General features: G+C 54.0%; 20 protein-coding genes, 2 tRNA genes and 1 other annotated feature (1 of these 23 cut by a window edge). Of the genes, 19 read left to right on the plus strand and 3 right to left on the minus strand.

What is annotated here, in order from left to right; all coding sequences use genetic code 11:
- Positions 1–58: 58 nt before the first annotated feature.
- The 3 genes from DL346_RS05100 to DL346_RS05110 form a co-directional block, all read right to left on the minus strand.
- On the minus strand, positions 59–940 hold the full coding sequence (locus DL346_RS05100) for an SDR family oxidoreductase (protein WP_112880959.1): 882 nt from the start codon (positions 938–940) through the stop codon (positions 59–61).
- A gap of 218 nt (positions 941–1,158) precedes the next feature.
- Positions 1,159–1,235: transfer RNA gene (locus DL346_RS05105), tRNA-Arg, on the minus strand.
- Positions 1,236–1,552: 317 nt separating this feature from the next.
- Positions 1,553–1,626, minus strand: a tRNA-Gly gene (locus DL346_RS05110).
- A 192-nt stretch (positions 1,627–1,818) separates the two neighbouring features.
- Between DL346_RS05110 and DL346_RS05115 the strand changes: the two genes are divergently transcribed.
- From DL346_RS05115 to DL346_RS05205, 19 genes are all read left to right on the plus strand, one after another.
- Positions 1,819–2,697: a hypothetical protein gene (locus DL346_RS05115; protein WP_112880960.1), complete on the plus strand. Its 879-nt coding sequence runs from the start codon at positions 1,819–1,821 to the stop codon at positions 2,695–2,697.
- Positions 2,698–2,796: 99 nt separating this feature from the next.
- Entirely contained in the window at positions 2,797–4,098 is a 1,302-nt protein-coding gene (gene tig / locus DL346_RS05120; RefSeq protein ID WP_112880961.1) for a trigger factor, read from the plus strand.
- A 246-nt stretch (positions 4,099–4,344) separates the two neighbouring features.
- Complete coding sequence (gene clpP, locus DL346_RS05125) at positions 4,345–4,926, plus strand: ATP-dependent Clp endopeptidase proteolytic subunit ClpP (protein WP_112880962.1); 582 nt, start codon at positions 4,345–4,347, stop codon at positions 4,924–4,926.
- A gap of 34 nt (positions 4,927–4,960) precedes the next feature.
- The gene (gene clpX, locus DL346_RS05130; protein ID WP_112880963.1) at positions 4,961–6,217 is read left to right on the plus strand and encodes an ATP-dependent protease ATP-binding subunit ClpX; all 1,257 of its coding nucleotides are present in this window, start codon (positions 4,961–4,963) and stop codon (positions 6,215–6,217) included.
- A 90-nt stretch (positions 6,218–6,307) separates the two neighbouring features.
- Positions 6,308–7,429 (plus strand): flavodoxin-dependent (E)-4-hydroxy-3-methylbut-2-enyl-diphosphate synthase, encoded by a 1,122-nt coding sequence (gene ispG, locus DL346_RS05135; protein WP_112880964.1) that lies wholly within the window; start codon positions 6,308–6,310, stop codon positions 7,427–7,429.
- A gap of 196 nt (positions 7,430–7,625) precedes the next feature.
- Positions 7,626–9,332: an ATP-dependent protease LonB gene (gene lonB / locus DL346_RS05140; RefSeq protein ID WP_112880965.1), complete on the plus strand. Its 1,707-nt coding sequence runs from the start codon at positions 7,626–7,628 to the stop codon at positions 9,330–9,332.
- Positions 9,333–9,418: 86 nt separating this feature from the next.
- Complete coding sequence (gene lon, locus DL346_RS05145; protein WP_112880966.1) at positions 9,419–11,767, plus strand: endopeptidase La; 2,349 nt, start codon at positions 9,419–9,421, stop codon at positions 11,765–11,767.
- Positions 11,768–11,786: 19 nt separating this feature from the next.
- Positions 11,787–12,425, plus strand: a complete 639-nt coding sequence (yihA, locus tag DL346_RS05150) for a ribosome biogenesis GTP-binding protein YihA/YsxC (protein WP_112880967.1) — start codon at positions 11,787–11,789, stop codon at positions 12,423–12,425.
- A 158-nt stretch (positions 12,426–12,583) separates the two neighbouring features.
- On the plus strand, positions 12,584–13,174 hold the full coding sequence (locus DL346_RS05155) for a non-ribosomal peptide synthetase module (RefSeq protein WP_112880968.1): 591 nt from the start codon (positions 12,584–12,586) through the stop codon (positions 13,172–13,174).
- A 332-nt stretch (positions 13,175–13,506) separates the two neighbouring features.
- Positions 13,507–13,905, plus strand: a complete 399-nt coding sequence (gene speD, locus DL346_RS05160; RefSeq protein WP_112880969.1) for an adenosylmethionine decarboxylase — start codon at positions 13,507–13,509, stop codon at positions 13,903–13,905.
- Positions 13,906–14,082: 177 nt separating this feature from the next.
- Positions 14,083–15,468 carry a glutamyl-tRNA reductase gene (gene hemA, locus DL346_RS05165; RefSeq protein ID WP_112880970.1) on the plus strand — a complete coding sequence of 462 codons (1,386 nt, stop codon included), beginning with the start codon at positions 14,083–14,085 and terminating at the stop codon, positions 15,466–15,468.
- A gap of 26 nt (positions 15,469–15,494) precedes the next feature.
- Positions 15,495–16,313 (plus strand): cytochrome C assembly family protein, encoded by an 819-nt coding sequence (locus DL346_RS05170; RefSeq protein WP_112880971.1) that lies wholly within the window; start codon positions 15,495–15,497, stop codon positions 16,311–16,313.
- A gap of 25 nt (positions 16,314–16,338) precedes the next feature.
- On the plus strand, positions 16,339–17,004 hold the full coding sequence (locus tag DL346_RS05175; protein ID WP_112880972.1) for a precorrin-2 dehydrogenase/sirohydrochlorin ferrochelatase family protein: 666 nt from the start codon (positions 16,339–16,341) through the stop codon (positions 17,002–17,004).
- 3 nt (positions 17,005–17,007) lie between these two features.
- Positions 17,008–17,973, plus strand: coding sequence for a hydroxymethylbilane synthase (gene hemC / locus DL346_RS05180; RefSeq protein WP_112880973.1), 966 nt, complete (start codon positions 17,008–17,010; stop codon positions 17,971–17,973).
- Positions 17,970–19,538 carry a uroporphyrinogen-III C-methyltransferase gene (gene cobA, locus DL346_RS05185; protein ID WP_112880974.1) on the plus strand — a complete coding sequence of 523 codons (1,569 nt, stop codon included), beginning with the start codon at positions 17,970–17,972 and terminating at the stop codon, positions 19,536–19,538. Before hemC ends, cobA begins: the two co-directional genes overlap by 4 nt.
- Before the next feature lie 18 nt (positions 19,539–19,556).
- Positions 19,557–20,555, plus strand: coding sequence for a porphobilinogen synthase (gene hemB, locus DL346_RS05190; RefSeq protein WP_112880975.1), 999 nt, complete (start codon positions 19,557–19,559; stop codon positions 20,553–20,555).
- Between the two features lie 42 nt (positions 20,556–20,597).
- Positions 20,598–21,899 (plus strand): glutamate-1-semialdehyde 2,1-aminomutase, encoded by a 1,302-nt coding sequence (gene hemL, locus DL346_RS05195; protein WP_112880976.1) that lies wholly within the window; start codon positions 20,598–20,600, stop codon positions 21,897–21,899.
- A 23-nt stretch (positions 21,900–21,922) separates the two neighbouring features.
- Entirely contained in the window at positions 21,923–22,894 is a 972-nt protein-coding gene (locus DL346_RS05200) for an RluA family pseudouridine synthase (protein WP_112880977.1), read from the plus strand.
- A gap of 97 nt (positions 22,895–22,991) precedes the next feature.
- Positions 22,992–24,260 carry a LysM peptidoglycan-binding domain-containing protein gene (locus DL346_RS05205; protein ID WP_133257488.1) on the plus strand — a complete coding sequence of 423 codons (1,269 nt, stop codon included), beginning with the start codon at positions 22,992–22,994 and terminating at the stop codon, positions 24,258–24,260.
- Positions 24,261–24,430: 170 nt separating this feature from the next.
- Positions 24,431–24,446 (plus strand) — a binding site (T-box leader) (it continues 224 nt past the right edge of the window).

A 24,446-nucleotide genomic window follows, 5' to 3' on the forward strand; every position in this document is an offset into this window, starting at 1 on the left:
ACGACATCGGAGGGATGTCTTGCGGGCCGGTTTTCATGTTTGTTACGGTGAAAATAAGTTAACCGTTCACGATTTCCCCGCCGTTGATATGCAGCACTTGTCCGCTCATATACGACGAGTCCTCGCAGGCGAGATAAACATAGGCCGGTGCAAGCTCTTCCGGCTGCCCCGCACGCTTCATCGGCGTGTCCGAGCCGAATTTCGCCACCGTCTTCTCGTCGAAGGTCGACGGAATGAGCGGCGTCCAGATCGGGCCAGGCGCGACGGCATTCACGCGAATGCCCTGAGCGACCACATTCATTGCAAGCGAACGGGTAAAGGCGACCTGCGCCCCTTTCGTAGACGAATAGTCCAGCAGATCCTTGCTGCCATGGTAGGCCGTAATGGAGGCCGTATTAATGATCGCCGAGCCTTGCTTCAGATGCGGCATGGCCGCTTGGGTCATATAAAACATGCCGAACACGTTCGTTTTGAACGTTTGCTCCAGCTGCTGCGGCGTAATGAGCTCAATGGACTCCTTCGGATGCTGTTCGGCGGCATTGTTAACGACGATATCAAGTCCGCCCAATTGGGAGGTCGTCTCATAGACCGCCTTCTTACAGAAGGCTGGGTCGCCGATATCGCCTGCAATCGTCAAGCATTTTCGGCCTAAGGCTTCGATCTTGCTTTTGATTTCGCTCGCGTCGCCGTGCTCATCCAGATAGACGATAGCTACGTCCGCGCCTTCTTTTGCATACATATACGACACCGCACGGCCAATGCCGCTGTCGCCCCCGGTGACGATGGCTACCTTGCCCGCCAGCTTGCCCGCCGGCTTATAATTGGCGGATTCAAACTGCGGCTTTGGCGTCATTTCGCTCTCAAGCCCTGGCTGTTGATTTTGGTGCTGAGGCGGGAACGATGACGGCCTCTGAGGTGATTGCTGCTGATTGGATGCCATTAACGCATACCACTCCTTTCAAGGGAATAGGGTGCGTCATTTGAGAGGTGTTCATTCAGCGAAAAAGCCTCCCGATTCCCCGAGCGGGGCTCGAATTCGGAAGGCTGGTTGCCGCGGTTTTAACGGACAGTCCGTTAGTAAATCAGAATCTTAACAAAAAAGCCTCAAAACCCGAGGCTGCTGGGTTTTGAGGCGATATGGATTTAGTCTTAAAGTTATGGCGTCCCAGGAGGGATTCGAACCCCCGACAACACGCTTAGAAGGCGTGTGCTCTATCCAACTGAGCTACTGGGACGCGTAAGTAAGATTATAGCATGCGTTTTCGGAAGATGGCAAGTAGGTTTTCGGAAAAAAATTTACGCAAAGTAAAAGTACAGCGAAAACCTCGATCCGTGAATGCTATTGAAAATAAAAAAGCCTTGTTGTGCAAGGCTTTCGTTGACAGATCGGGTGAAGGGAATATTCGGAATCTTTTTCATCTTGAGGATCACGATGTGTAAGGAGAATTCCGACGCTCGTCCTGTTGAGCCTTACCTATCAAGGCTCTAGGGGACGGTCGAACCCATTGAGGGTTCTCTTCCCAAACCTTTCATCATGTTATATATATCATTATGGAGCGGGTGAAGGGAATCGAACCCTCGCCTCAAGCTTGGGAAGCTGGCGTTCTGCCATTGAACTACACCCGCGCATATAACAGAGTAGTCAAATAATAGCACAGCACAAAATGGAAATCAACCGCTCAGAGTGATATAATCGAACTCTAACTATACATAATTGCGCATTGCTGCAGGCATTTTGACGAAGAAGGCGGTGATTCTATTACAAGCTCGGGCCCCTCGCAGGGTGACAATAAAGAGAATGTCTATTTATTTCCAAACATGCTGGACCAGTATCAGAACCAGCTGACGCGCATGCTGGAGTCCGAACAATATGGAGAAGCCAAAGAACTGCTTCGCTTCCTGCTGAATTGTCAGGGCGAAGAGAAGCGCCATTACGAAGAATGGAGCAATTTATTGGCCTGGCTGGAGGTCGCTTTTCCTTCCTATGAAGGCTCGAATAGCAGCATACATACGATTGATCCGAATGGCGGCGAGGATGAGGAATCGTTCCGCCAGGAAGCGCTTAGTCCCGCTGAATACGACGAAGAGTACGTGCAGCAAGTGCTCTATATCATGCAGCACCATCCGGTTCCCGATCAGCAAATTTTGGCGCTTGAACGGGCAGCTTACTTGCAGCACCCAACGGTTGACGAGACGATCATCACCTGGCTGACTGGCAATGCGCTGCATCCGGCACTGCAGTTTAAAGCGCTGCAATGCTTGAAGAAACGCGGCGTAACCGGCATCATCGGCTTGGAGCGGCTCGGCGAGCAGGTTGAACTGGAGATCGAAGCGACACCGCTTTCGATGGATGATTTTCCGCCGGTGGTTACAAGGGTCGTCGAGCGGGTAGAATCGGTAACGGAGGTTATCGAGGCGTCGCTGCCTCATTTTGCTAAAGAGCTGTGGAAAGAATGCCTGCAATGCTTATACGGAACGTCAGCCTATAACCGGCTGCAATCGGACGACGATGAAACGGTGGACTGTTACTCGGCCGCGCTTCATCAAGTGCTCGAGCTGTCACTATATGGAAGAGTGAATGACGACGATGTGCGGGAAACTTACGGAATTACGGATTCGCTTCGGTTCCGTTACGAGCAGGCATGCAGGTCGTTGCGGCAGATCGCACAATTTAAATTGGACGGTGATGACGGCTAGTCTTGAAATCGATGAAATTGTTGAGTATAATAGAATGGTTTATTACGGTGAAAGATCTGACGCATCAGCGTTATTTAATCTTGGAGGGGAAAGCATAACATGACAGCAACTTGGGAAAAAATAGACAAGAATCTTGTCTCCATCAACGTAGAAGTTGAAGCTGGACAAGTTAATGAAGCCATTGACAAAGCGTTCAAGAAAGTCGTACAGAAAGTAAACGTTCCTGGTTTCCGTAAAGGTAAAGTACCTCGCCCGATTTTCGAAAAGCGTTTCGGTGTAGAAAGCTTGTACCAGGATGCAATCGACATTCTGCTTCCTGAATCGTATGCAGCGGCATTGAAGGAAACAGGCGTTATTCCGGTTGACCGTCCTGACATCGATGTTGAGCAATTCGCAAAAGACCAATCTTTCAAGTACGTTGCGAAAGTAACGGTTAAGCCTGAAGTTGAGCTTGGCGAATACAAAGGCATCGAAGTTCCTTCCGCTGAAGCGGTAATTACAGACGAGGAAGTTGCAGCCGAGCTTGAGCGTTTGCAACAACGCCACGCTGAACTGACTGTCCTTGAAGAAGGCGCAGCTGAGAAAGGCGACATCGCGGTTATCGACTTTGAAGGTTTTGTTGACGAGGTTGCATTCGAAGGCGGCAAAGGCGAGCGTCACAACCTGGAGCTTGGCTCCGGCGCGTTTATCCCAGGCTTCGAAGAGCAAGTTGTCGGCATGGCTACAGGCGACTACAAGGACGTAGAAGTTACGTTCCCTGAGCAATACCACGCGGCTAACCTTGCAGGTAAGCCTGCTGTGTTCAAAGTGAAGCTTCAGGAGATCAAACGCAAAAACCTGCCGGCATTGGACGACGAGTTCGCGAAAGACGTCAGCGAGTTCGACACGCTTGAAGAGTACAAGCAAGACCTGAAAGCAAAGCTTGCTGAAAGAAAAACAAGCGAGAATGAAGCGGCTCGCGAAACGGCGGTCGTTGAGAAAGCGGCTGAAGCGGCAACGGTTGAAATTCCGGAAGCGATGATCGAATCCGAAACATCGTTCATGCTGCGCGACTTCGAAAACCGTCTTCGCTCGCAAGGCATGAACCTGGATCTGTACTACCAGTTCTCCGGTCAAGACGAAGCTGCTCTTCGCGGTCAAATGCACAGCGACGCGGTTAAACGCGTTCGCAACAACCTGGTTCTTGAGCAAATCGCGAAGAACGAAGGCATTGCGGTAAGCGAAGAGGATTTGAACGAAGAGCTTGAGAAGCTCGCGACGCAATACAACCGTTCGGTTGAAGAGCTTCGTTCGATCTTCACGGCAAACGGCAACCTCGACAACCTTAAAGAAGATCTTGTTCTGCGCAAGACGATCAAGTTCTTGCTTGACAACAGCAAAACAGCTTCTGTAGTTGCATAAGAAACGAATGGATAAGGCACGTATTCACGTGCCTTATTTTATCCTCACCGCGGCTTAGTAGCATGCGGCGGAAAGCAGTTACATACATATGTAGTTACCCGTATCGATTCAGGGAAAAGTCAGAAAAATGACATTACAACCGGAACATGTTAGAATAGGAAACGGATAAGAAGAAACGGATGACTCGTCCATGCTGTAAAGCAGGTTTCTTCCTATAAAAGTCGATGATGAAAGAAGGTTGATCGCATGAATCTGGTACCTATGGTCGTTGAGCAAACGAATCGGGGAGAGCGCTCTTACGACATCTACTCCCGCTTATTGAAGGATCGGATTATTTTTCTAGGAAGTGCGATCGACGACGATGTTGCCAATGCCGTCATTGCGCAATTGCTTTTCCTGGCAGCCGATGATCCGGAGAAGGACATCCATCTGTACATTAACTCACCGGGCGGTTCCGTTACCGCAGGAATGGGTATTTATGATACGATGCAGTTTATCAAGCCGGACGTTTCCACGATCTGCGTAGGCTTGGCGGCAAGCATGGGCTCGCTGCTGCTTACGGCAGGCGCCAAAGGCAAGCGCTTCGCGCTGCCGAATGCCGAAGTAATGATTCACCAGCCGCTTGGCGGCGTACGGGGTCAAGCTTCCGACATTAAGATCCATGCGGATTGGATTCTGAAGACGAAACAGAAACTCAATCAAATTTACGTAGAACGTACAGGTCAACCATACGATCGAATCGATCGCGATACTGACCGCGACTATTTCATGAGCGCGGAAGAGGCGCTGAACTACGGCCTGATCGACAAGGTCGTCACGTCTCTGTAGAAAGAAGCGAATCAACAAGAAGGGGTGAAAACTCATGTTCAAATTTAACGACGAAAAGGGCCAGCTTAAATGTTCGTTCTGCGGCAAGTCGCAAGATCAAGTGCGCAAGCTTGTCGCCGGACCTGGCGTCTATATATGCGACGAATGCATCGAATTGTGCACGGAAATCGTTGAGGAAGAGCTCGGTCATGAAGAAGAGCTTGATCTGAAGGATATTCCGAAACCGCGCGACATTCGCAACATTTTGGATCAATACGTCATTGGCCAAGAGCAAGCGAAGAAATCGCTCTCCGTAGCGGTATACAACCACTACAAGCGCGTTAATTCGCAGAACAAACTGGAAGACGTTGAGCTTCAGAAGAGCAATATTCTGCTTGTAGGACCTACAGGCTCGGGTAAAACGCTTCTGGCGCAGACGATGGCCAAAATTTTGAACGTGCCGTTTGCAATCGCCGATGCGACCTCGCTAACGGAAGCCGGATATGTCGGCGAAGACGTCGAAAATATTTTGCTTAAGCTGATTCAGGCAGCGGATTACGACGTAGAGAAAGCGGAACGCGGCATTATCTACATCGACGAGATCGATAAAGTGGCGCGCAAATCCGAGAACCCGTCGATTACGCGCGATGTTTCCGGCGAAGGCGTGCAGCAGGCGCTGCTTAAAATTCTTGAAGGCACGGTCGCTTCGGTTCCTCCGCAAGGCGGACGTAAGCACCCGCATCAAGAATTTATCCAAATCGATACAACGAACATCTTGTTCATTTGCGGCGGCGCATTTGACGGGTTGGAGCAATTGATTAAGCGCCGGATCGGCAAAAAAGTCATCGGATTCAACGCTGCCGGAGACGGCCAGAAGGATCTGAAGCCAGGTGAATACCTGTCGATGGTTTTGCCGGAGGACTTGCTCAAATTCGGGCTTATTCCAGAGTTCGTTGGCCGTTTGCCGGTCATTTCGACGCTGGAGCCGCTTGACGAGAGCGCGCTGGTACGCATCCTTTCCGAGCCGAAGAATGCGCTCGTGAAGCAGTACCAGAAGCTGCTTGAGATGGACAACGTGAAGCTCGACTTCGAGCCTGCCGCTCTTGAAGCGATCGCGAAAGAAGCGATTAAGCGCAACACGGGCGCGCGCGGCTTGCGGGCGATTATCGAAGGGCTGATGCTCGACGTGATGTATGAAGTGCCATCGCGCGATGACGTAAGCAGCTGCACCATTACAGAGAAGGTCGTTCAAGACCGGATCATGCCGGAGCTTGTTTCCAAGAAGGGCAAGAAGAAGGAAGAAAGCGCCTGATCCAATAACTAACACCTCAATGCTTCCACCCTTGCGGCGCACGATGCGTTCGCAAGGGTGGACTTTGACGTTCATGGGAGAGGTTACCTGATGTATTTGCGTAAAGATACCGTGCCGGTCAAAGTTGGTCCGCTTACGATCGGCGGCAGCGATGAAGTCATCATCCAGAGCATGTGCACGACCAAGACGGCCGATGTTGAGGCAACCGTTGCCGAAATATTGCGCTTGGAAGAAGCCGGCTGCCAAATTGTCCGCGTGACGGTCAACAACAAGGAAGCCGCAGAAGCGATCAAAGAAATCAAGAAACGGATTCATATTCCGCTTGTAGCCGATATTCATTTCGATTACCGCCTTGCGCTTGCCGCCATTGAGAACGGGGTGGAAAAAGTCCGAATCAATCCGGGCAACATCGGCCGGAGAGAGAAAGTCGAAGCGGTCGTTAAGGCGTGCAAAGAGAAGAAGATTCCGATTCGGATCGGCGTCAACGCGGGCTCGCTGGAGAACCATTTGCTGGAGAAGTACGGTTATCCGACTCCGCAGGCGATGGTCGAAAGCGCATTGTTCCATATTTCCATTCTGGAAGAACTCGATTTCCACGATATTATTGTATCGCTGAAAGCATCCGATGTGCCGATGGCGATTGAAGCGTATCGCATGGCAGCCGAAGTGATTCGTTATCCGCTTCATCTGGGAATTACGGAAGCCGGGACCCTCCATACCGGAACGATTAAGAGTTCGGCGGGCATCGGAGCGCTTCTGGCGATGGGCATCGGCAATACGGTCCGAATCAGCCTGAGCGCGGATCCGGTTGAGGAAGTGAAGGTAGCGCGCGAGCTGCTCAAAACATTCGGCCTCATTACGAATGCGGCTACGCTTGTATCCTGCCCGACATGCGGACGACTCGATATCGATCTGTTCTCGATCGCTAACGAGGTAGAAGAATACATCAGCAAAATCAAGGTGCCGATTAAGGTTTCCGTTCTCGGCTGCGCCGTTAACGGTCCGGGCGAAGCCCGCGAAGCGGACATTGGGATTGCGGGAGCAAGAGGCGAAGGCATGCTCTTCCGCTACGGTGAAATGATCCGTAAAGTTCCGGAAGCCGACCTTCTGTCCGAGCTGAAGAAAGAAATCGACGAGATCGTTCGCGTCTTCGAGGCAACCGGCGAGATTCCAGGCCGCAAGCATCATCCTGGACAGCATGTAAACGCCTAGGAAAGACGTTCAAACTTTACGTATTCATAGCGATTATTCCATCCGGCCGGAGGCAATACTGAACAGTATGAGCCCCGTAAGCCGGATTTTTTGTATGAAGAAATCGGCGTAGCCGGTTTTTTTCTTTTTCGCGAGGGCGGAGAAGGAAAGAAGCGGTTTATTGCCGTTAGTCTTCTTAAGAGAGGAGTAATTTGCCATGAATTTAAGTTTGATTTTGATGTTGATCCAGGTGTTCTTCGCCATTGTGATCGGCCTGTATTTCTGGAATTTGCTGCGCAATCAGAAAACGAACCGCACGGCCGTGGACAGGGAATCCCGGAAAGAGATGGATAAGCTGCGCAAGCTGCGTTCCGTTTCCTTGACTAAGCCGCTCTCCGAGAAAACCCGTCCGCAGTCCATTAACGATATCGTAGGACAGAAGGACGGACTGCGCGCGCTGAAAGCGGCGATGTGCAGCGCCAATCCGCAGCACGTCATCATCTATGGGCCACCGGGCGTCGGTAAAACCGCGGCGGCTCGTGTCGTCCTAGAAGAAGCGAAGAAAAATCCGTCTTCGCCGTTTTTGCCCGACGCGAAATTTACCGAGATCGATGCGACGACCGCGCGCTTCGATGAGCGAGGCATCGCGGATCCGCTCATCGGTTCCGTGCATGACCCGATTTATCAAGGAGCCGGGGCGATGGGGGTTGCCGGTATCCCGCAGCCGAAACCGGGCGCCGTAACGAAAGCGCATGGCGGCATGCTGTTTATTGACGAAATAGGTGAATTGCATCCGATTCAGATGAATAAGTTGTTAAAGGTGCTTGAAGACCGCAAGGTCTATCTCGAAAGTGCTTACTACAACTCCGAAGATAATAATATCCCGATGTACATCCATGATATCTTCCAAAACGGCCTGCCTGCCGATTTCCGGCTCGTCGGCGCTACGACGCGATCGCCGCAAGAGCTTCCGCCAGCGCTTCGCTCACGCTGCATGGAGATCTACTTCCGGCCGCTCTTGCCGGACGAAATTTCGCAGATCGCGCTGAACGCCTTGAAGAAAATCGGGCTTCCGCCGGCTCAAGAAGCAATCGACGTTGTGACTCGATATGCGACGAACGGCCGTGAAGCGGTGAACGTCATTCAGCTTGCCGCTGGACTTGCACTCTCGGAGAAGCGCGATTCGATTACGGCCGCTGATGTGGAATGGGTCGTCAACAGCAGCCAAATCCCGCCGCGTCCGGACCGCAAAGTGCCTTCCGCGCCGCAAGTAGGCTTCGTGAACGGACTGGCCGTATACGGGCCGAATATGGGCACGCTGCTTGAGATTGAAGTAAGCGCAATCGGTGCGCGGGCCGGAAAAGGCGTGTACACTATTACAGGCGTCGTGGACGAAGAGGAGCTTGGCGGCGGCAGCAGCCGGACGCTGCGCCGCAAGAGCATGGCGAAGGGCTCGATCGAAAATGTGCTTACGGTGCTTAGAAGAATGGGCATGAAGCCGGAAAATTACGATTTGCACATCAACTTCCCCGGCGGAACGCCAATCGACGGACCGTCAGCCGGAATTGCGATGGCGACTGCGATTGCCTCCGCGATTAAAGGCGAGCCGATCAGCAATAAGCTGGCGATGACCGGCGAAATGGGCATTCACGGCAATGTGAAGCCGGTCGGCGGCGTGCTGGCGAAAGTTGAGGCGGCTTTTCAGGCCGGTGCGGATACGGTGCTGATCCCACGCGAGAACTGGCAGGCGATCTTCGCCGATTTGCAAGGCGTGCGGGTCATTCCGGTCGACCATGTGGAGGAGGTCTTCCGCCACGTCTTCGGTACCGAGGATATTCAGGCGCAGTCTGCTTCCGCACAGCCGGCAGCCGATGTTTTCATCGCCACCGGCCTGCCCTATTTGCAGGCGGATTCCGTTGAATGATAAAATGGAAAAAAGCTCGAGACTTATGACCGAGATTATCGGTTACAAAAGCTCTGTGATGAAGCTTTTAAGACGGAGGTGCTGGAATGGGACCTGCTAAATGGAAAGGTCGTCGATTGCCCCTGCTGCCGCTACGGGGGCTGCTTGTATACCCCAGCATGGTGCTGCATCTGGACGTAGGCAGGGAGAAATCGGTACGCGCGCTCGACCGCGCGATGCTCGACGATCATATGATTTTGCTATGTTCGCAATCTGAAGTGAATATTGAGGAGCCGGCGCAGGAGGACATCTACCGCGTAGGTACGGCTGCAAGAGTAAGACAGATGCTGAAGCTGCCGAACGGCACGATCCGCGTACTTGTAGAAGGCGTGGTTCGTGCCGAGATCGTCGATTATTTGCCAAACGACGAGTTCTACGAGGTCACGATCAAAGAACTGCCGGAGTCGGAAACAACCGATCCGGAAATCGATGCGCTCATGCGGACGGTGCTTAACCAGTTTGAGCATTATATCAACCTGTCGAAGAAGGTGACGCCGGAGACGCTCGCTGCTGTTTCGGACATTGATGAGCCGGGCCGGCTCGCCGACGTCATCTCCAGCCATCTGTCGCTCAAGATAAAGGATAAGCAGGATATTCTCGAAACGATTGATGTGCGCGAGCGCCTCGAGCGTTTGCTGGATATTTTGAACAACGAACGCGAAGTGCTCGAGCTGGAACGCAAAATCAGCCAGCGCGTCAAGAAGCAGATGGAGAAAACGCAGAAGGAATACTACTTGCGCGAGCAGATGAAGGCGATCCAGAAGGAGCTAGGCGAGAAGGAAGGACGCGCCGGCGAAGTGGAAGAGCTTCGGGCGCAAATGGCGGAGTCCGGCATTCCGGATAAAGTCAAAGAGAAGGTCGAGAAGGAAATCGACCGTCTGGAGAAGATGCCATCGACTTCGGCTGAGGGCGGTGTCATCCGCAATTATATTGATTGGCTTCTATCTTTGCCTTGGAACAATCTGACCGAGGATGATCTGAACGTCTCGAAGGCGGAGGCCATTCTGAACGAGGATCATTACGGGCTTGAGAAACCGAAGGAACGCGTGCTTGAATATTTGGCGGTTCAGCAGCTCGTCAAGAAGCTGAAGGGGCCGATTCTATGCTTGGTCGGACCGCCGGGGGTAGGTAAAACTTCCATGGCGCGCTCCATCGCGAAATCGCTGGGCAGACAGTTCGTTCGCATCTCGCTCGGCGGCGTGCGAGACGAAGCAGAGATCCGCGGCCACCGCCGTACTTATGTCGGCGCAATGCCTGGACGCATCATTCAGGGCATGAAGACCGCAGGCTCTCTGAACCCGGTGTTCCTGCTCGACGAGATCGACAAAATGGCCATGGACTTCCGCGGGGACCCGGCTTCGGCACTGCTAGAGGTGCTGGATCCCGAGCAGAACAATACGTTCAGCGATCATTTTATCGAGGTGCCGTTCGATCTGTCGCATGTCATGTTCGTCACGACGGCGAATGCCATACACAATATTCCGCGCCCGCTCTTGGATCGGATGGAGGTACTGTACATCCCCGGCTATACCGAGCTCGAGAAGCTGCAAATCGCATCCCGCTACCTGCTTCCGAAGCAGAAGCGAGAGCACGGCTTGGAAGAGAATCAGGTTGTGTTGGATGAAAACGGCCTTCTGCAAATTATCCGAGAGTATACAAGGGAGTCCGGCGTTCGGAATCTTGAGCAGCAAATCGCAGCTATGTGCCGCAAGGCCGCGAAGGCGATCGTGTCGGATAAAAGCATCTTGCCGATCGAAGTCGATTCCGAGAAAGTCAAGGAATGGCTTGGGCCTCCGAAGTTCCGCTACGGCATGGCGGAAGCGGAAAATCAAATCGGCGCCGTTACCGGTCTCGCATGGACGGAGGTTGGCGGCGATACGCTCGTCATCGAGGTGACGGTGCTGCCAGGAAGCGGCAAGCTGACGCTGACGGGCAAGCTCGGCGACGTCATGAAGGAATCGGCGCAGGCGGCATTCAGCTATACGCGTTCCCGCGCAAACGAGCTTGGCATCGATCCGCAATTCCATGAGAAGAACGATATCCATATCCATATTCCCGAAGGCGCGATTCCGAAGGACGGTCCGTCCGCAGGCATCACGATGGCGACAGCGCTCATCTCGGCGCTTACGAACCGTCCGGTCGACAAGGAAGTGGCGATGACAGGCGAGATTACGCTTCGCGGCCGCGTCCTTCCGATCGGCGGACTGAAGGAAAAGTCCCTCGCCGCACACCGGGCCGGCATTAAGAAGGTGCTGCTCCCGAAAGACAACGAGCGCGACTTGCGAGATATACCGGAGAGCGTCAGAGCCGATCTGGAGTTTATCCCGGTCAGCTCGATGGATGAGGTTATCAAGCATGCGCTGACCAAGGCTGAAGCCGCGGCACCTACGCATTAGGAAAGCAGGTTGCACACAAGTGAAGATTACGAACGTAGAATTTGTTATATCCGCAGTAAAACCGCATCAATACCCTGAGGATGCCTTGCCAGAGTTCGCTCTGGCAGGGCGTTCTAATGTCGGCAAATCATCGCTCATCAACAAGATGATCATGCGCAAAGGTCTTGCGCGCACGAGCTCCCAGCCGGGCAAAACGCAGCAGCTTAATTATTATCGGGTCAATGACAGCGTCTATCTGGTCGACTTTCCGGGATACGGGTATGCGAGAGTATCGAAGGCGCAGCGCCAGCAGTTCGGCGAAATGATCGAGACGTTCCTCAGCGACCGCAAACCGCTCAAGATGGTTCTACTAATCATCGATATCCGGCACGAGCCCTCCAAGGATGACTGCTTGATGTACGATTGGCTAAAGCATTACGAGATTCCGGTCTGCGTCGTCACGACGAAGGCGGACAAGATTCCGAAGAGCAAATGGGACAAACACGTAAAGGCGATAAAGCAGGCGCTCGGCTTCCGCGGCGGCGACCGTCATGTGCTGTTCTCCTCGGAGACGGGGCTTGGCCGCGAAGCGCTTTGGGACATCATTAACGAGCAAATCGAAGTAACAAGCGAAGAAGCGGAAGAAACCGAAGAAGTTTCGATCGAAAATCGAGGATAACGCACAATAGCGACGACTCTTCGTAAAATCTCCTTGATTATTCAGAAATATGCGTGAATATCGCGGTTGAGCGGCAGGAATAAACCGCTTCTATCGGGTATAATATAGGTAACACCTGATTCAAAAACGCGTTACTTTAAAGAATTGAGGAGATTTTTATGGCTCAGCGGATAGCCACAGAGTATGTCAATGCTTCTCTGCAATTAACGGCTGAAGAGATGGCGCGATTTGTCCGGTTTTTTGAAGACCAGCATATTAAGCAGCAAGTGCGGGTACTCGATAACGGCAATCACGAGATGGTTCTCGAGGACGACGCAGGACGAGAAGAGGTCCGCTTAACTTTCGAACGCGAGCAAGATCGGTATGTATGTTCACTTTCTTGCCGCATCGTCCATCCAAAGCTTACGAACGCAATGCGCAAAGCGGTATCCATGTTCCGCGGAGATGCAGTCGTCAATCGCATTTATCCCAATTATACGATGATTTATCATTACATCGAAGGAACTGTTCGCAAAATTGTCGAAATTAAGAACAATGAGTCGAGAGTCATCTTTGAATTCAAGGATACGATCGGTCAGCTTGAAGCGACGTTCCGCGTGACAGACATCGAGAAGGAAATTGAAATCGTGCAAGGCGCGATCGACCAACTCCTTGATCTTCGCAATCAATGCACCGATCGCGAGCAAATTGCCATCATCGACGAACGTCTGGCTCGCCATTCGAAAGCGCTATTCATGATGGAGGCATAAACCGAAAACGTTCAAAATCATTTTAAAAAGCCGCTATTATGCGGCTTTTTTATTTGTCCAGAAAGCGCTGTTAATGGACACCATCAAGGCGTTTGCTACATACGTTGATAACTGGAGTTCGCCATGTGTTGTCAATTCGAGTTCGCCCAAAAAAAACTGTTGCATTTCTCAGCGATAGATGTTATTTTTATTTTCGTTGCAATGAATAGGAACCAGGATTCACTCAGGACATGGTAATGTTGCGAGAGGAAAGTCCCTCGGGCAGTGAATGACGTAGGTCCTAGCGGATGAAATTAATAAACATTTTATTCCTAGGAAGGGGGAACCGAAAGATGGAATACTCAACTTTCGGAAGACACGTTGCTGTTGACACTTGGGGTGTAGATTTCGACCTGCTCAACAACGCGGAATTTTTACAAGCCCAAATGGTAGAAGCTGCAGAAGCTTGCGGCGCTACAGTACTCTCAGTACAATCCAAGCAATTTGAGCCACAAGGCGCAACGGTACTCGTACTGCTGTCAGAAAGTCATCTTTCCATTCACACGTATCCTGAGAGAGGTTTCGCTGCTCTTGACTGTTATACTTGTGGAGAAACAGTCGATCCTCAATTGGCGATTGACTACATGATGTCTGTGTTGAAACCGAAGGTTATGCATGCGAAGAAGCTTGTTCGCGGCATGGGTGAATTGCAAGTCGTGGAAGCGGATATGAAGCAAGCTCAGCTTGTGTAACATTTTTAAATAGGATTTGAAGGAAGGTCGCGGATTTCATCCGTGGCCTTTTTTGATGCCTTACCTTACCCGTCGCGCTGCATTTTCAAACAATTTTCATATTTGCAGGGGTACATCATGTCTAACTGTGCTATACTAAATGATGAAAAACGATGGATGAAAGGCAGGTGAACGCACGTGCACATTATTGTTGTCGGATTGAATTACCGGACAGCACCGGTTGAAGTCAGGGAACGCTTTACATTCGCTGAGCGAGATCTGCCAGATGCTTTAAAGCAGCTGAAGCAAACGAAGAGCATCATGGAATGTGTCATCGTTGCGACCTGTAACCGTACGGAGCTGTACGCGGTTGTGGACCGTCCGACCTTGTGCGGCCATTACATTCGCAGCTTCATGGAGAAATGGTTCAATACGCCGAGGCAGCAGTTTACCTCGGATTTATATATGTATGAAGACGAGAAAGCAATCGACCATCTGTTCAGGGTGACTTGCGGATTGGATTCGATGGTCATCGGCGAGACCCAAATTCTCGGCCAAATCAAAAACGCGTTCCTGCTTGCACAGCAGCATAAAACGACAGGCACGCTGTTTAACTCGATCTTCAAGCAAGCCGTAACGCTCGCTAAACGCGCGCATTCCGACACTGCGATCGGCGAAGCCGCCGTATCCGTCAGCTACGCTGCGGTTGAGCTGGGCAAGCGGATCTTCGGGAATTTTGGCGGCAAGACCGTCATGATCGTCGGTGCAGGCAAGATGAGCGAACTGACAGCGAAGCATCTGTACGCAAACGGCGTTGAGCGGGTATTCGTCGTGAACCGGACTTATAACCGGGCCGTTCAATTGGCTGATAAGTTTAACGGCACGCCGCTTTCGATGGCAGATGCCATTTCGAGGCTGCATGAAGCCGATATCGTGATCAGCTCCACGGGCTCAGACGGCTACGTACTCGGCCGCGAGCAGGTTGCGGCTGCGATGCAGAAACGCAAATCGCGTCCGCTCTTTATGATCGATATCGCCGTACCGCGTGATCTGGATCCGGCTATTGCGTCGGTTCAGAACGTGTTCCTTTACGATATAGATGACCTGGAAGGCATCGTAGAGAGCAATATGGAGCAGCGCCGCGTCGAAGCGGCAAAGATCGAAACGCTGATTGCGGCTGAGCTTGACGCTTATCGCAGCTGGTACAAAACGCTCGGAGTCGCCCCGTTAATCCGTGCTTTGCAGGTAAAAGCGGCAGACATCCACGAGGAAACGATGGACAGCTTGGCCAATAAGCTGCCGGACCTCAGCGAACGCGAGCTCAAAGTCATCCGAAAGCTGACGAAGAGCATCGTCAACCAAATGATGCATGATCCGATTCTGCGCATCAAAGAGATGGCAGGAGAGAAGCGTGCCGACGAGGCGATGGATATGTTCGTGAAGCTATTCGCCCTGGAAGAGACGCTTGAACAAACGAAGAACAACGCAGAGCAGCGCAAGCCGGTTACAGCGAAAGAAGCTCCTGTAACGGCCGGGGATACGCTGCCAGTACTGAATAGTACGATTGCGGCAATGACTAGATAACTTGTTCAAAGTTTGCGGAGGCCTCTATGGTTACACAAAACTGGTTATATGATGGAATGCTGTATATCTATGCCCTGAGCCTCCTGTTTTACTTCTCCGATTTCGTCGATCGAAACCGGCAAGCGAAACGAGTGGGGACAGGGCTGCTTATTTTCGTCTGGGTGCTGCAAACGGGCTTTATTATTCATCGCATCATATCGCACCTGGACATGACGCTCATGTCATTGTTTGAATATTTGCTCGTTTTCTCCTGGCTGCTTATCACAGTTTCTCTTGTGATGAGCCGTTTTTTTCGAATGGAGTTTATCGTCTTCTTCGTCAATGTCATCGGATTTGCGGTGTTGACGATCAATCTGTTCGGGATTGGGACCGGCGCATCGTTGGAGCCGTGGGAGCTTGCGCATGAAATGCTGATCGTACATATCATTCTGATGATTGTGGCCTACGCCGCTCTTACGATCAGCGCTATATTTTCCGGCATGTACATGTTCTTGTTCGCCCGTTTGAAGGGCAAGCAATGGACGAAGCGGATGCAGAGACTGCCAAGCCTTGATGCGGCCGACCGTTTCATGTTCCGGGCAGCGCTCGTCGGGACGCCGCTCCTGACGATGTCGCTTGCCGTGGCCGTCGCTTCGATTCTTGTCGAAGGCCGATACGGCTTGCTGCTTGATTTGAAGGTCATTTCCTCAAGCATCGCTTTGATGATCTATATTTGGAATCTACTGGGGCATAGATGGTTCGACGGCTCGGGCTGGAAGTTTGCCCGGCTTAACCTGATCAGCTACGCGGTCATGCTGCTGAACGTGCTGATGAACCAAGCGTCAAATTTTCACGGCTGGTCATAATCGGCTGCGGGGAGCTGGCTAATCGATGACAATCTATTATCCCATAATGGTGAAGCTGCGTGGCAAGCTCTGCGTGGTCATCGGCGGCGGTGCAGTTGCGGCACGCAAGGTTCACGGCTTACTGGATGGCGGTGCGGACCGCGTGATCGTGATTGCGCCTGCCGCCTCGGCTGAGCTCCAAGCCCTTGCCGATACAAGGTGTATACAACTACTTCAAAGGGAATACAGAGAAGGGGATCTGCGGGATGCCTTTCTTGTCATTGCAGCAACGAATAACCGGCACGTGAATGAGGGGATCGCTGCAACGGCGGACAAGCTTGGGATCCTCGTCAATGCGGCGGATCTCGGTGAAGAGGGCGGTTTCGTAACGCCGTCCGTCGTAAGGCGGGGCGAGCTGCTGCTCGCGGTTACGACCGGAGGCGCAAGTCCCGCGCTTGCCGGGATCATTGGAAAGGAGCTGTCGCGGCAGTTCGGGACGCATTTCGGGGAAGTTGTCGAACGGCTTCGGCTTCTGCGCGCCCATGTTATGTCGAATATTCCGGATTCGGAGCAGCGTGCCGCTATATTGCGACAGGCTGCGGTAGAGGCTATGACGATCGGGGATGAAGGCGAACGGCGGGATACGTTTCCGCGTGAGCGAATAGAAGAGTGGATGATGAGGCTGCAGCAAGCGGCCGAGAGGAGCAGGTAGAGGATGACACAGAGAAACGAGGAACGAAGAGTTATCGTAGTCGGTACGCGCCAAAGCGCACTGGCTTTAACGCAGACCGGGCAAGTGATCGATCAGCTGAAGGCGCTTTGCGCGGAGCATGGTCTCCCCTATGATTTTGAAATCCGCAAAATCGTCACGAAAGGCGACCGCATCCTGGATGTAACCTTATCCAAGGTTGGCGGGAAAGGGCTGTTCGTGAAAGAAATCGAGCAAGCGTTGTTCGATAAAGAAATTGATTTGGCGGTGCACAGCATGAAGGACATGCCGTATGAGCTTCCGGCAGGGCTTATGAATGGCGCCGTTCCGAAGCGCGTCGATCCACGGGATTGCATTATCACGAACAATGGGTTCACATTCTACGATCTGCCGAAAGGCGCAAAGGTAGGAACCAGCAGTCTTCGTCGCTCCAGTCAGCTTAAGCATGCCCGCCCGGATTTGCAGATCGAATCGCTTCGGGGCAACATCGATTCCCGCATCAAGAAGCTGGAAACCGAAGGCTTCGATGCCATTGTCCTAGCCGCGGCAGGACTTCACCGGATGAGCTGGGAATCCAAAATTTCGTCTTATCTTTCCGAAGATATGTGCGTGCCGGCAGTCGGACAAGGGGCGCTTGGAATTGAATGCAGAACGGACGACGCGGATGTTCGCGATCTGTTGTCGCTGCTGAACGATCCGCTTACGGCACGGACTGTCGCCGCTGAACGGAGCTTCTTGGGAGCGCTGAACGGCGGCTGTCAAATTCCGATCGGCGCGCATGCCACGGTTATCGAGGGAGAGAAAGAAAGCGATTGGGTGTTGGAGCTTACTGGCATTGTCGGGTCACCGGATGGCAGCATTCTGCTAAAAGAAACGTTGCGCGGCAAGGATGCGGAACAACTGGGGCTACAAACTGCAGAAGCGTTGAAAGCAAAGGGAGCGGACCGAATTTTAGCAGAAGTTAGGGGATGAACGTTTTGCTGAAGGGGAAGAGCAAAGGGAAGGTCTACTTGGTTGGCGCGGGTCCCGGCGATCCGAAACTGATTACATTGCGCGGAAAAGAATGCATTGAGGCTTGCGATGTCGTGGTTTACGACCGGCTTGCCAGTCCGAGGCTGCTCCGGTTTTTAAAACCCGGCGCGGAAAAAGTGTACGTGGGCAAGCTGCCGGACCGGCATACGATGAAGCAGGAGGACATTAACCAGCTGCTTGTGGATTTGGCGCTTGAAGGGAAGATCGTTTGCCGGCTAAAGGGCGGCGATCCGACGGTATTCGGGCGTGTCGGCGAGGAAGCGGAGCTGCTGCAGCAGAACGGCATCGAGTTTGATATCGTGCCTGGCATCACATCCGCCATTGCCGTACCGGCTTACGCAGGCATCCCTGTTACGCACCGGGATTTGGCATCATCCTTATCGATCATTACCGGTCACGAAAGCCCGGAGAAGCTCGATCAATCGATCCATTGGGACAAAGTGACTCTAGCGACCGGGACGCTTGTTTTCCTAATGGGGGTAGCGAAGATCGGCTATATTGCCGAGCAGCTTATCAAGCACGGCAAGCCGGCGGATACGCCGGTCGCTCTCATTCGCTGGGGAACGCGCGTCGAGCAGCGGACGGTTACGGGGACGCTGGAAACGATCGAAGCGATCGTGCAAGCGGCCGATTTCAAGCCGCCGGCCGTTATCGTAGTCGGCGATGTCGTCAAGCAGCGCGAGAAGCTGCAGTGGTACGAGCGCAAGCCGTTGTTCGGTACCCGCGTGCTTATAACCAGGGCGAGGGCGCAAAGCAGCGATTTGGCGGAACGGATCGAGGAGCTGGGCGGCGAGCCGTGCGAATTCCCTGTCATCGAGACGAGATTTCCAGCCGGCGCGGAGACCGTCGCTGACGTAGAGCAAGCGCTTCGCGATGCGGAGCAGTATGATTGGCTCATGTTCACGAGCGTGAACGGCGTCGATTATTTCTTTGATTGGTTGAGCAGGCTTCGCATCGACATCCGCAGCTTCCACCGCGCACGGGTTGCCGCGGTCGGTCCTAAGACAGCCGAAGCCCTGGAGAAGCGCGGTCTGTTCGTCGATGTGCTGCCAGTCAAGTTCCAGGCCGACGAGCTGCTCGGAAGCCTGTCAGGGCAGCTAATTGAAGGACAGCGCGTGCTTCTGCCGAGAGGCGACCTGGCCCGTGAAGTGCTGCCTAGGGAGCTGAAGGCGAAGGGGCTGATCCCGGTTGAAATCGATGTCTACGAAACGGTGCTGGCGGATAACCAGGATCAAGAGACGCTGGAGCTGCTAAAGAAGCGGAGCGTGCATGTCATCACCTTTGCCAGCTCTTCTACGGTCACTAACTTATTTGAAGTGCTGCGGCGAGTGGGCGTGAGCGATCCGCTTGAGCTGCTGCAAGGCATAGATATAGCGTGCATCGGCCCGATTACGGCCAAAACCGCTGAAGAAGCGGGGCTTACGGTCACGATCCAGCCGGAGGACGCAACGATTGACGGGCTCATCGACGCGATCGCCGAGTCGCGGCTTGCGCTCCGCAACTAAGAAGGAGGCAGACGAATTATGGCTTTTCCGATTACTAGAAACCGAAGACTCCGCCAGTCCGGCGCCTTGCGCGCGCTTGTACGCGAGACGCATTTGTCGGTGGACGATTTTATTTATCCGTTATTCGTTACCCATGGCACCAACGTAAAGGAAGAAATTCCATCGATGCCCGGGGTTTATCATTTGTCGCTTGATCTGCTCAAGCAAGAAATTGATGCCGTCGTCGATTCCGGCGTGAAGGCCGTCTTGCTCTTCGGAGTACCGGATACGAAAGACGCTGTAGGTTCTTCAGCTTATGACGCTAACGGGATCGTACAACAGGCGACAAGAGCCATTAAGGAATGGACGCCTCAGCTTCTCGTCATCGCCGATACTTGCCTCTGCCAGTTTACCGATCACGGCCACTGCGGCATGATTCATCATGACCCGCGCACCGGCCATGCCGAGGTTCATAACGACAGTTCCTTGGAGCTGTTGGTGAAGACGGCGGTATCGCAAGCGGAAGCAGGAGCGGATATTATCGCGCCGTCCAACATGATGGACGGATTCGTCGGCGCCATCCGCGAAGGGCTGGACGATGCAGGCTTCGAGAACGTCCCGATTCTCTCGTACTCCGTGAAATACGCGTCCGCATTCTACGGTCCGTTCCGGGAAGCGGCTCATTCCACGCCGCAATTCGGCGACCGGAAGACGTACCAAATGGATCCGGCGAACGCACGGGAAGCGCTCCGCGAGGCGGAGGCGGATATCATCGAAGGCGCGGATATGCTGATGGTGAAGCCGGCGCTTGCGTATTTGGACGTGATCCGCATGTTGAAGGAGCACTTCGATCTGCCGGTTGCCGCCTATAACGTGAGCGCTGAATATTCCATGGTGAAGGCTGCCGCGGCGAACGGCTGGATCGATGAGCGTGCGGTCGTGCTTGAGACGCTGACAGGCATGAAGCGCGCGGGCGCCGACCTGATCATTACGTACCACGCGCTGGATGCGGCGCGCTGGCTGCGTGGCGAAGCATAAGAAAACATTGTAAAACACATTTTTACAGGCAGGTGCGAGAAAATGAGCGAACAGCAGCACAAAAGATCGGATGAGCGTTCCAAAGCAGCCTTTTCACGGGCGAAAACGGTCATCCCAGGCGGCGTGAATTCGCCGGTCCGTGCATTCAAATCCGTCGGCTTGAATCCGGTTTATATGGAGCGCGGCGAAGGCTACCGTGTCTATGACATCGACGGCAACAGCTATATCGATTACGTGGCGTCCTGGGGGCCGCTCATTATGGGCCACGCCCATCCTGCCGTCATCGAGGCGGTTAAGAAGACGGCAGAGAAAGGAACCAGCTTCGGCGCGCCAACGGAGCTGGAAACGTTGATGGCCGAGCTTGTTTGCGAGCGCGTGCCTTCCGTTGAAGTGGTTCGGATGGTCAACTCCGGCACGGAAGCGACGATGAGCGCGCTGCGTTTGGCGCGCGGCTATACGAAGCGCAGCAAGATTTTGAAATTCGAAGGCTCCTATCACGGCCATGCCGACAGCTTGCTGATCAAAGCTGGCTCAGGCGTTGCGACGCTAGGGCTGCCGGACAGCCCGGGCGTACCGGAAAGCGTAGCTTCGCATACGATTACGGTTCCGTATAACGACCTCGATTCAGTTAAGCTCGCATTCGAGCATTACGGCGAGGAACTCGCCTGCATCATCGTCGAGCCGGTTGCCGGCAATATGGGTGTCGTGCCGCCGCTTCCTGGCTTCCTGCAAGGGCTGCGCGACATTACGCAGCAATACGGCAGTCTGCTTATCTTCGATGAAGTGATGACCGGCTTCCGCGTTCATTTGAACTGCGCGCAGGGGTTGTACGGCATCACGCCGGACCTTACTTGCCTTGGCAAAGTCATTGGCGGCGGTCTGCCTGTCGGCGCTTACGGCGGTAAACGCGAGATTATGGAAATGATGGCGCCAAGCGGCCCGATCTATCAGGCCGGGACCTTGTCAGGCAACCCGCTTGCGATGGCGGCGGGCTATACCACGCTCAGCCTGCTTTCGCAAGAAACGTATGAGCACATGGAACGGATGTCCGTCCGGCTGCAGCTCGGCTTCGAGTCGAACGCTGCGAAGCACGGCATCCCATGCACGATCAACCGTGTCGGTTCGATGGTATGCCCGTTCTTCACGGAGCAGCATGTCATCAACTACGATACGGCGAAAACATCGGATCTGGAGCGGTTTAAGGCTTATTTTGCAGGGATGCTTGATCTTGGCATCAGCATCGCTCCGTCGCAATTCGAAGGGATGTTCGTCTCCGGCATCCACGACGAAGAGGCGATTGACGCGACAATCGCGGCGCATGACGAGGCGCTTCGCAGATTGTAAGAAGTTGTAGGAGCTGAGCGAGAATGGAGTCTTCCATTGGCTATGAACGCAGCGGCGAATGGCTGAAGCTGCCGGCGGAAACGCTGGCAAGCTTCGCCGCGGCCGCAGGCAATCCAGTTCGATTCATTGAGGCCGGGAGCCATCCGCACCATGTGCGGCAGTGGCTGCTGGCCCTTGGTTTATTTCCGGAAAAATGGCTGAACCGGTTATTCTCGATCGGCGGCATCCGGATGGAGGGCGGCAGTATCGAGCTGCGTGCTTTTATTCCGGCGGACGCCGGGAGCGATGCGATTCTCCGCATGCTAAGGCACGACGAGAGCAGCGGTATACTCCGAGCGCAGGCGCTTCATTTTGACGATTGGTGCATGGTGCTGGATAAGCCGGCGGGCATGCCCGTTCATCCGTCCGTACCGGGTCAGCGCGGCACGCTCGACGAAGAGGCTGCTCGCATCGGCCTGCTTCGCGGCGACAGCTTGCCGGCCAAGCACATCCACCGGCTTGACGATGATACGGCCGGACCGGTTCTCTATGCGCGAAACGAGCTTGCGCAGCTGCGGCTTGACGAGGCGATGCGGATGAAGGCGATCGGAAGGCAATATGTTGCGCTTGTGCAAGGCAGCCTTCGGCGAAGCCGCGGTACCGTCAACGAGCCGATCGGGAAAGACCGGCACCATAAGGCGCGCAGACGCGTGTCGCCCGGAGGCGAGCATGCCGTCACCCACTTTGAGACGATTGAGAGCTATAAGCGCGCAACGCTGGTCCGCCTTTGGCTGGAAACCGGCCGGACGCATCAAATCCGGGTTCACATGAGTCATTTGGGGCACCCGTTGGTCGGCGATACCCTCTACGGCGGAAGCGACAGCAAGCTTCGCCACCAGGCGCTGCGTGGCGAGCAGCTTTCGTTTCGGCATCCTTGGACAGGCGCGGAGCTGTCCTTGTCCGCGCCTGAGCCGGCGTGGTTCGCCGAAGTGCGCGTACGCTATGCCTCTCTGTGAAAATCGTAGTCATGCCTATCCATCCCCTGCCATATAGATAAATAGGGAAGAAAGCTGTAACCAAGCTTCTTGAGAAGGGGAAAGGAGGACGACGAGCGTGCCCAGTCCGTCTAATGGTTTGCGTTTTGACATTTATGAACGCGTACATCTGCCCGATGATGTAGCGGCGATCGACGAGCTTGACGAGGTCGAGCTTGTGCCGCGAATCGGGATCGTTCAGCAAGACGATCAGGTTTTGCTTAAGGGACACTTGCTTCTTACGGGGGTATATCGGGCGCAGGATGTGCCTTTAGCCGAGCAGTCCCTGGAGCACTGGATTCCTGTCGAAATTACGCTGCCGATGAATCGCATCCACCGGTTGGATGACATTTCCGTTGAAATCGATAACTTCGACGTGGATCTGCTCTCTACCCGGACGCTTAATATTACGGGAGTGTTGTCGCTCATAGGCATTGAAATCGAACAGTCGGAGCCGGAAGGAGCGTGGCAGCGCGAAGAGCCGATTACCGTCGTTCACAGCAGGGAATTCGAGGAAGCGCAGCCCGCCTTTACGCAGTACGAGTATGAGGTGCAGCAGCGGCTTGCCGCGGAGCGGGAACGGCAGGCCGAGCTGGATGCAGCGGCGCGGGAAGCCGAACGGCGCGAGGCTGCCGTGCGCGCGGCCGCTTTGGCGCGTGAGCAGGAGCGGCAGGCTGAGCTGGCCCGCGCGGCGGAAGAGGCCTTACAGCAGGCGCCGAACAGCGAGCCGGAGGAAGCGTATCAGGCGTATGCTCAGGATCTGGCAAACGAAGCCGCGCAGAATCCGTTCGTTCAAGATGCCGCCCAGATTCAGCCGCAAGTACCGGAGCAGATTCGCCCGCAGTTTGGGTCGGCATCACCGCCGGAAGTGCCGCAGCAATCGTTCGGCGACGTCTCCGCTATCGAGGTGGGGGCGGAACGCAAGCAATCGTTCGGCGACGTCTCCGCTATCGAGGTGGAGGCGGAACGCAAGCAGCCGCGCGTTGCGTTTGCCGGCAAGCCGGCTGCCGAAGAGAGCGAACAGCCTGCGGGCAGCGTTGGCTTCCGCTCGCTGCTGCAATCGAGCCGCAGGGAGCAAGAAGCGAGAGCGGCAGCGGAACAGGTCGCTGAGCGAGCTGCTGCGGAAGCCCGTAAAACGAGCGGCGACGACATCGAATGGAAGAACCTGTTCTTCGGCCGCAACGGCGAAGATCAATCATTCCGCAAGGTTCGCATCTGCATCGTCCAGCGCGAGGAGACGCTTGACGTCATCGCGGGACGCTATCAGCTGCAAGCACGGGAAATCGCGCTCTACAATCGTTTGTCCGATCAGAGCGTCAGCGAAGGGCAAGTGCTCTATATTCCGTAGAAGCACAGGCATATCGCGCCAGGTTAGGCCTCTTCAGGAATCCCTTGCCGGGGAACTGAAGGGGCTTTTTGCCGTTCAATCGCGTTTTCGACTAGGCGCGTATCTTGTCGGGATTGACGTGAACAATTGATAACGTGTATGATAGAAAAAATAGGGTTATACTCTAATTTATAATGACGTTGATGG

The sequence above is a fragment of the Paenibacillus montanisoli genome, from assembly GCF_003268025.1.
GTDB lineage: Bacteria > Bacillota > Bacilli > Paenibacillales > Paenibacillaceae > Paenibacillus_Z > Paenibacillus_Z montanisoli.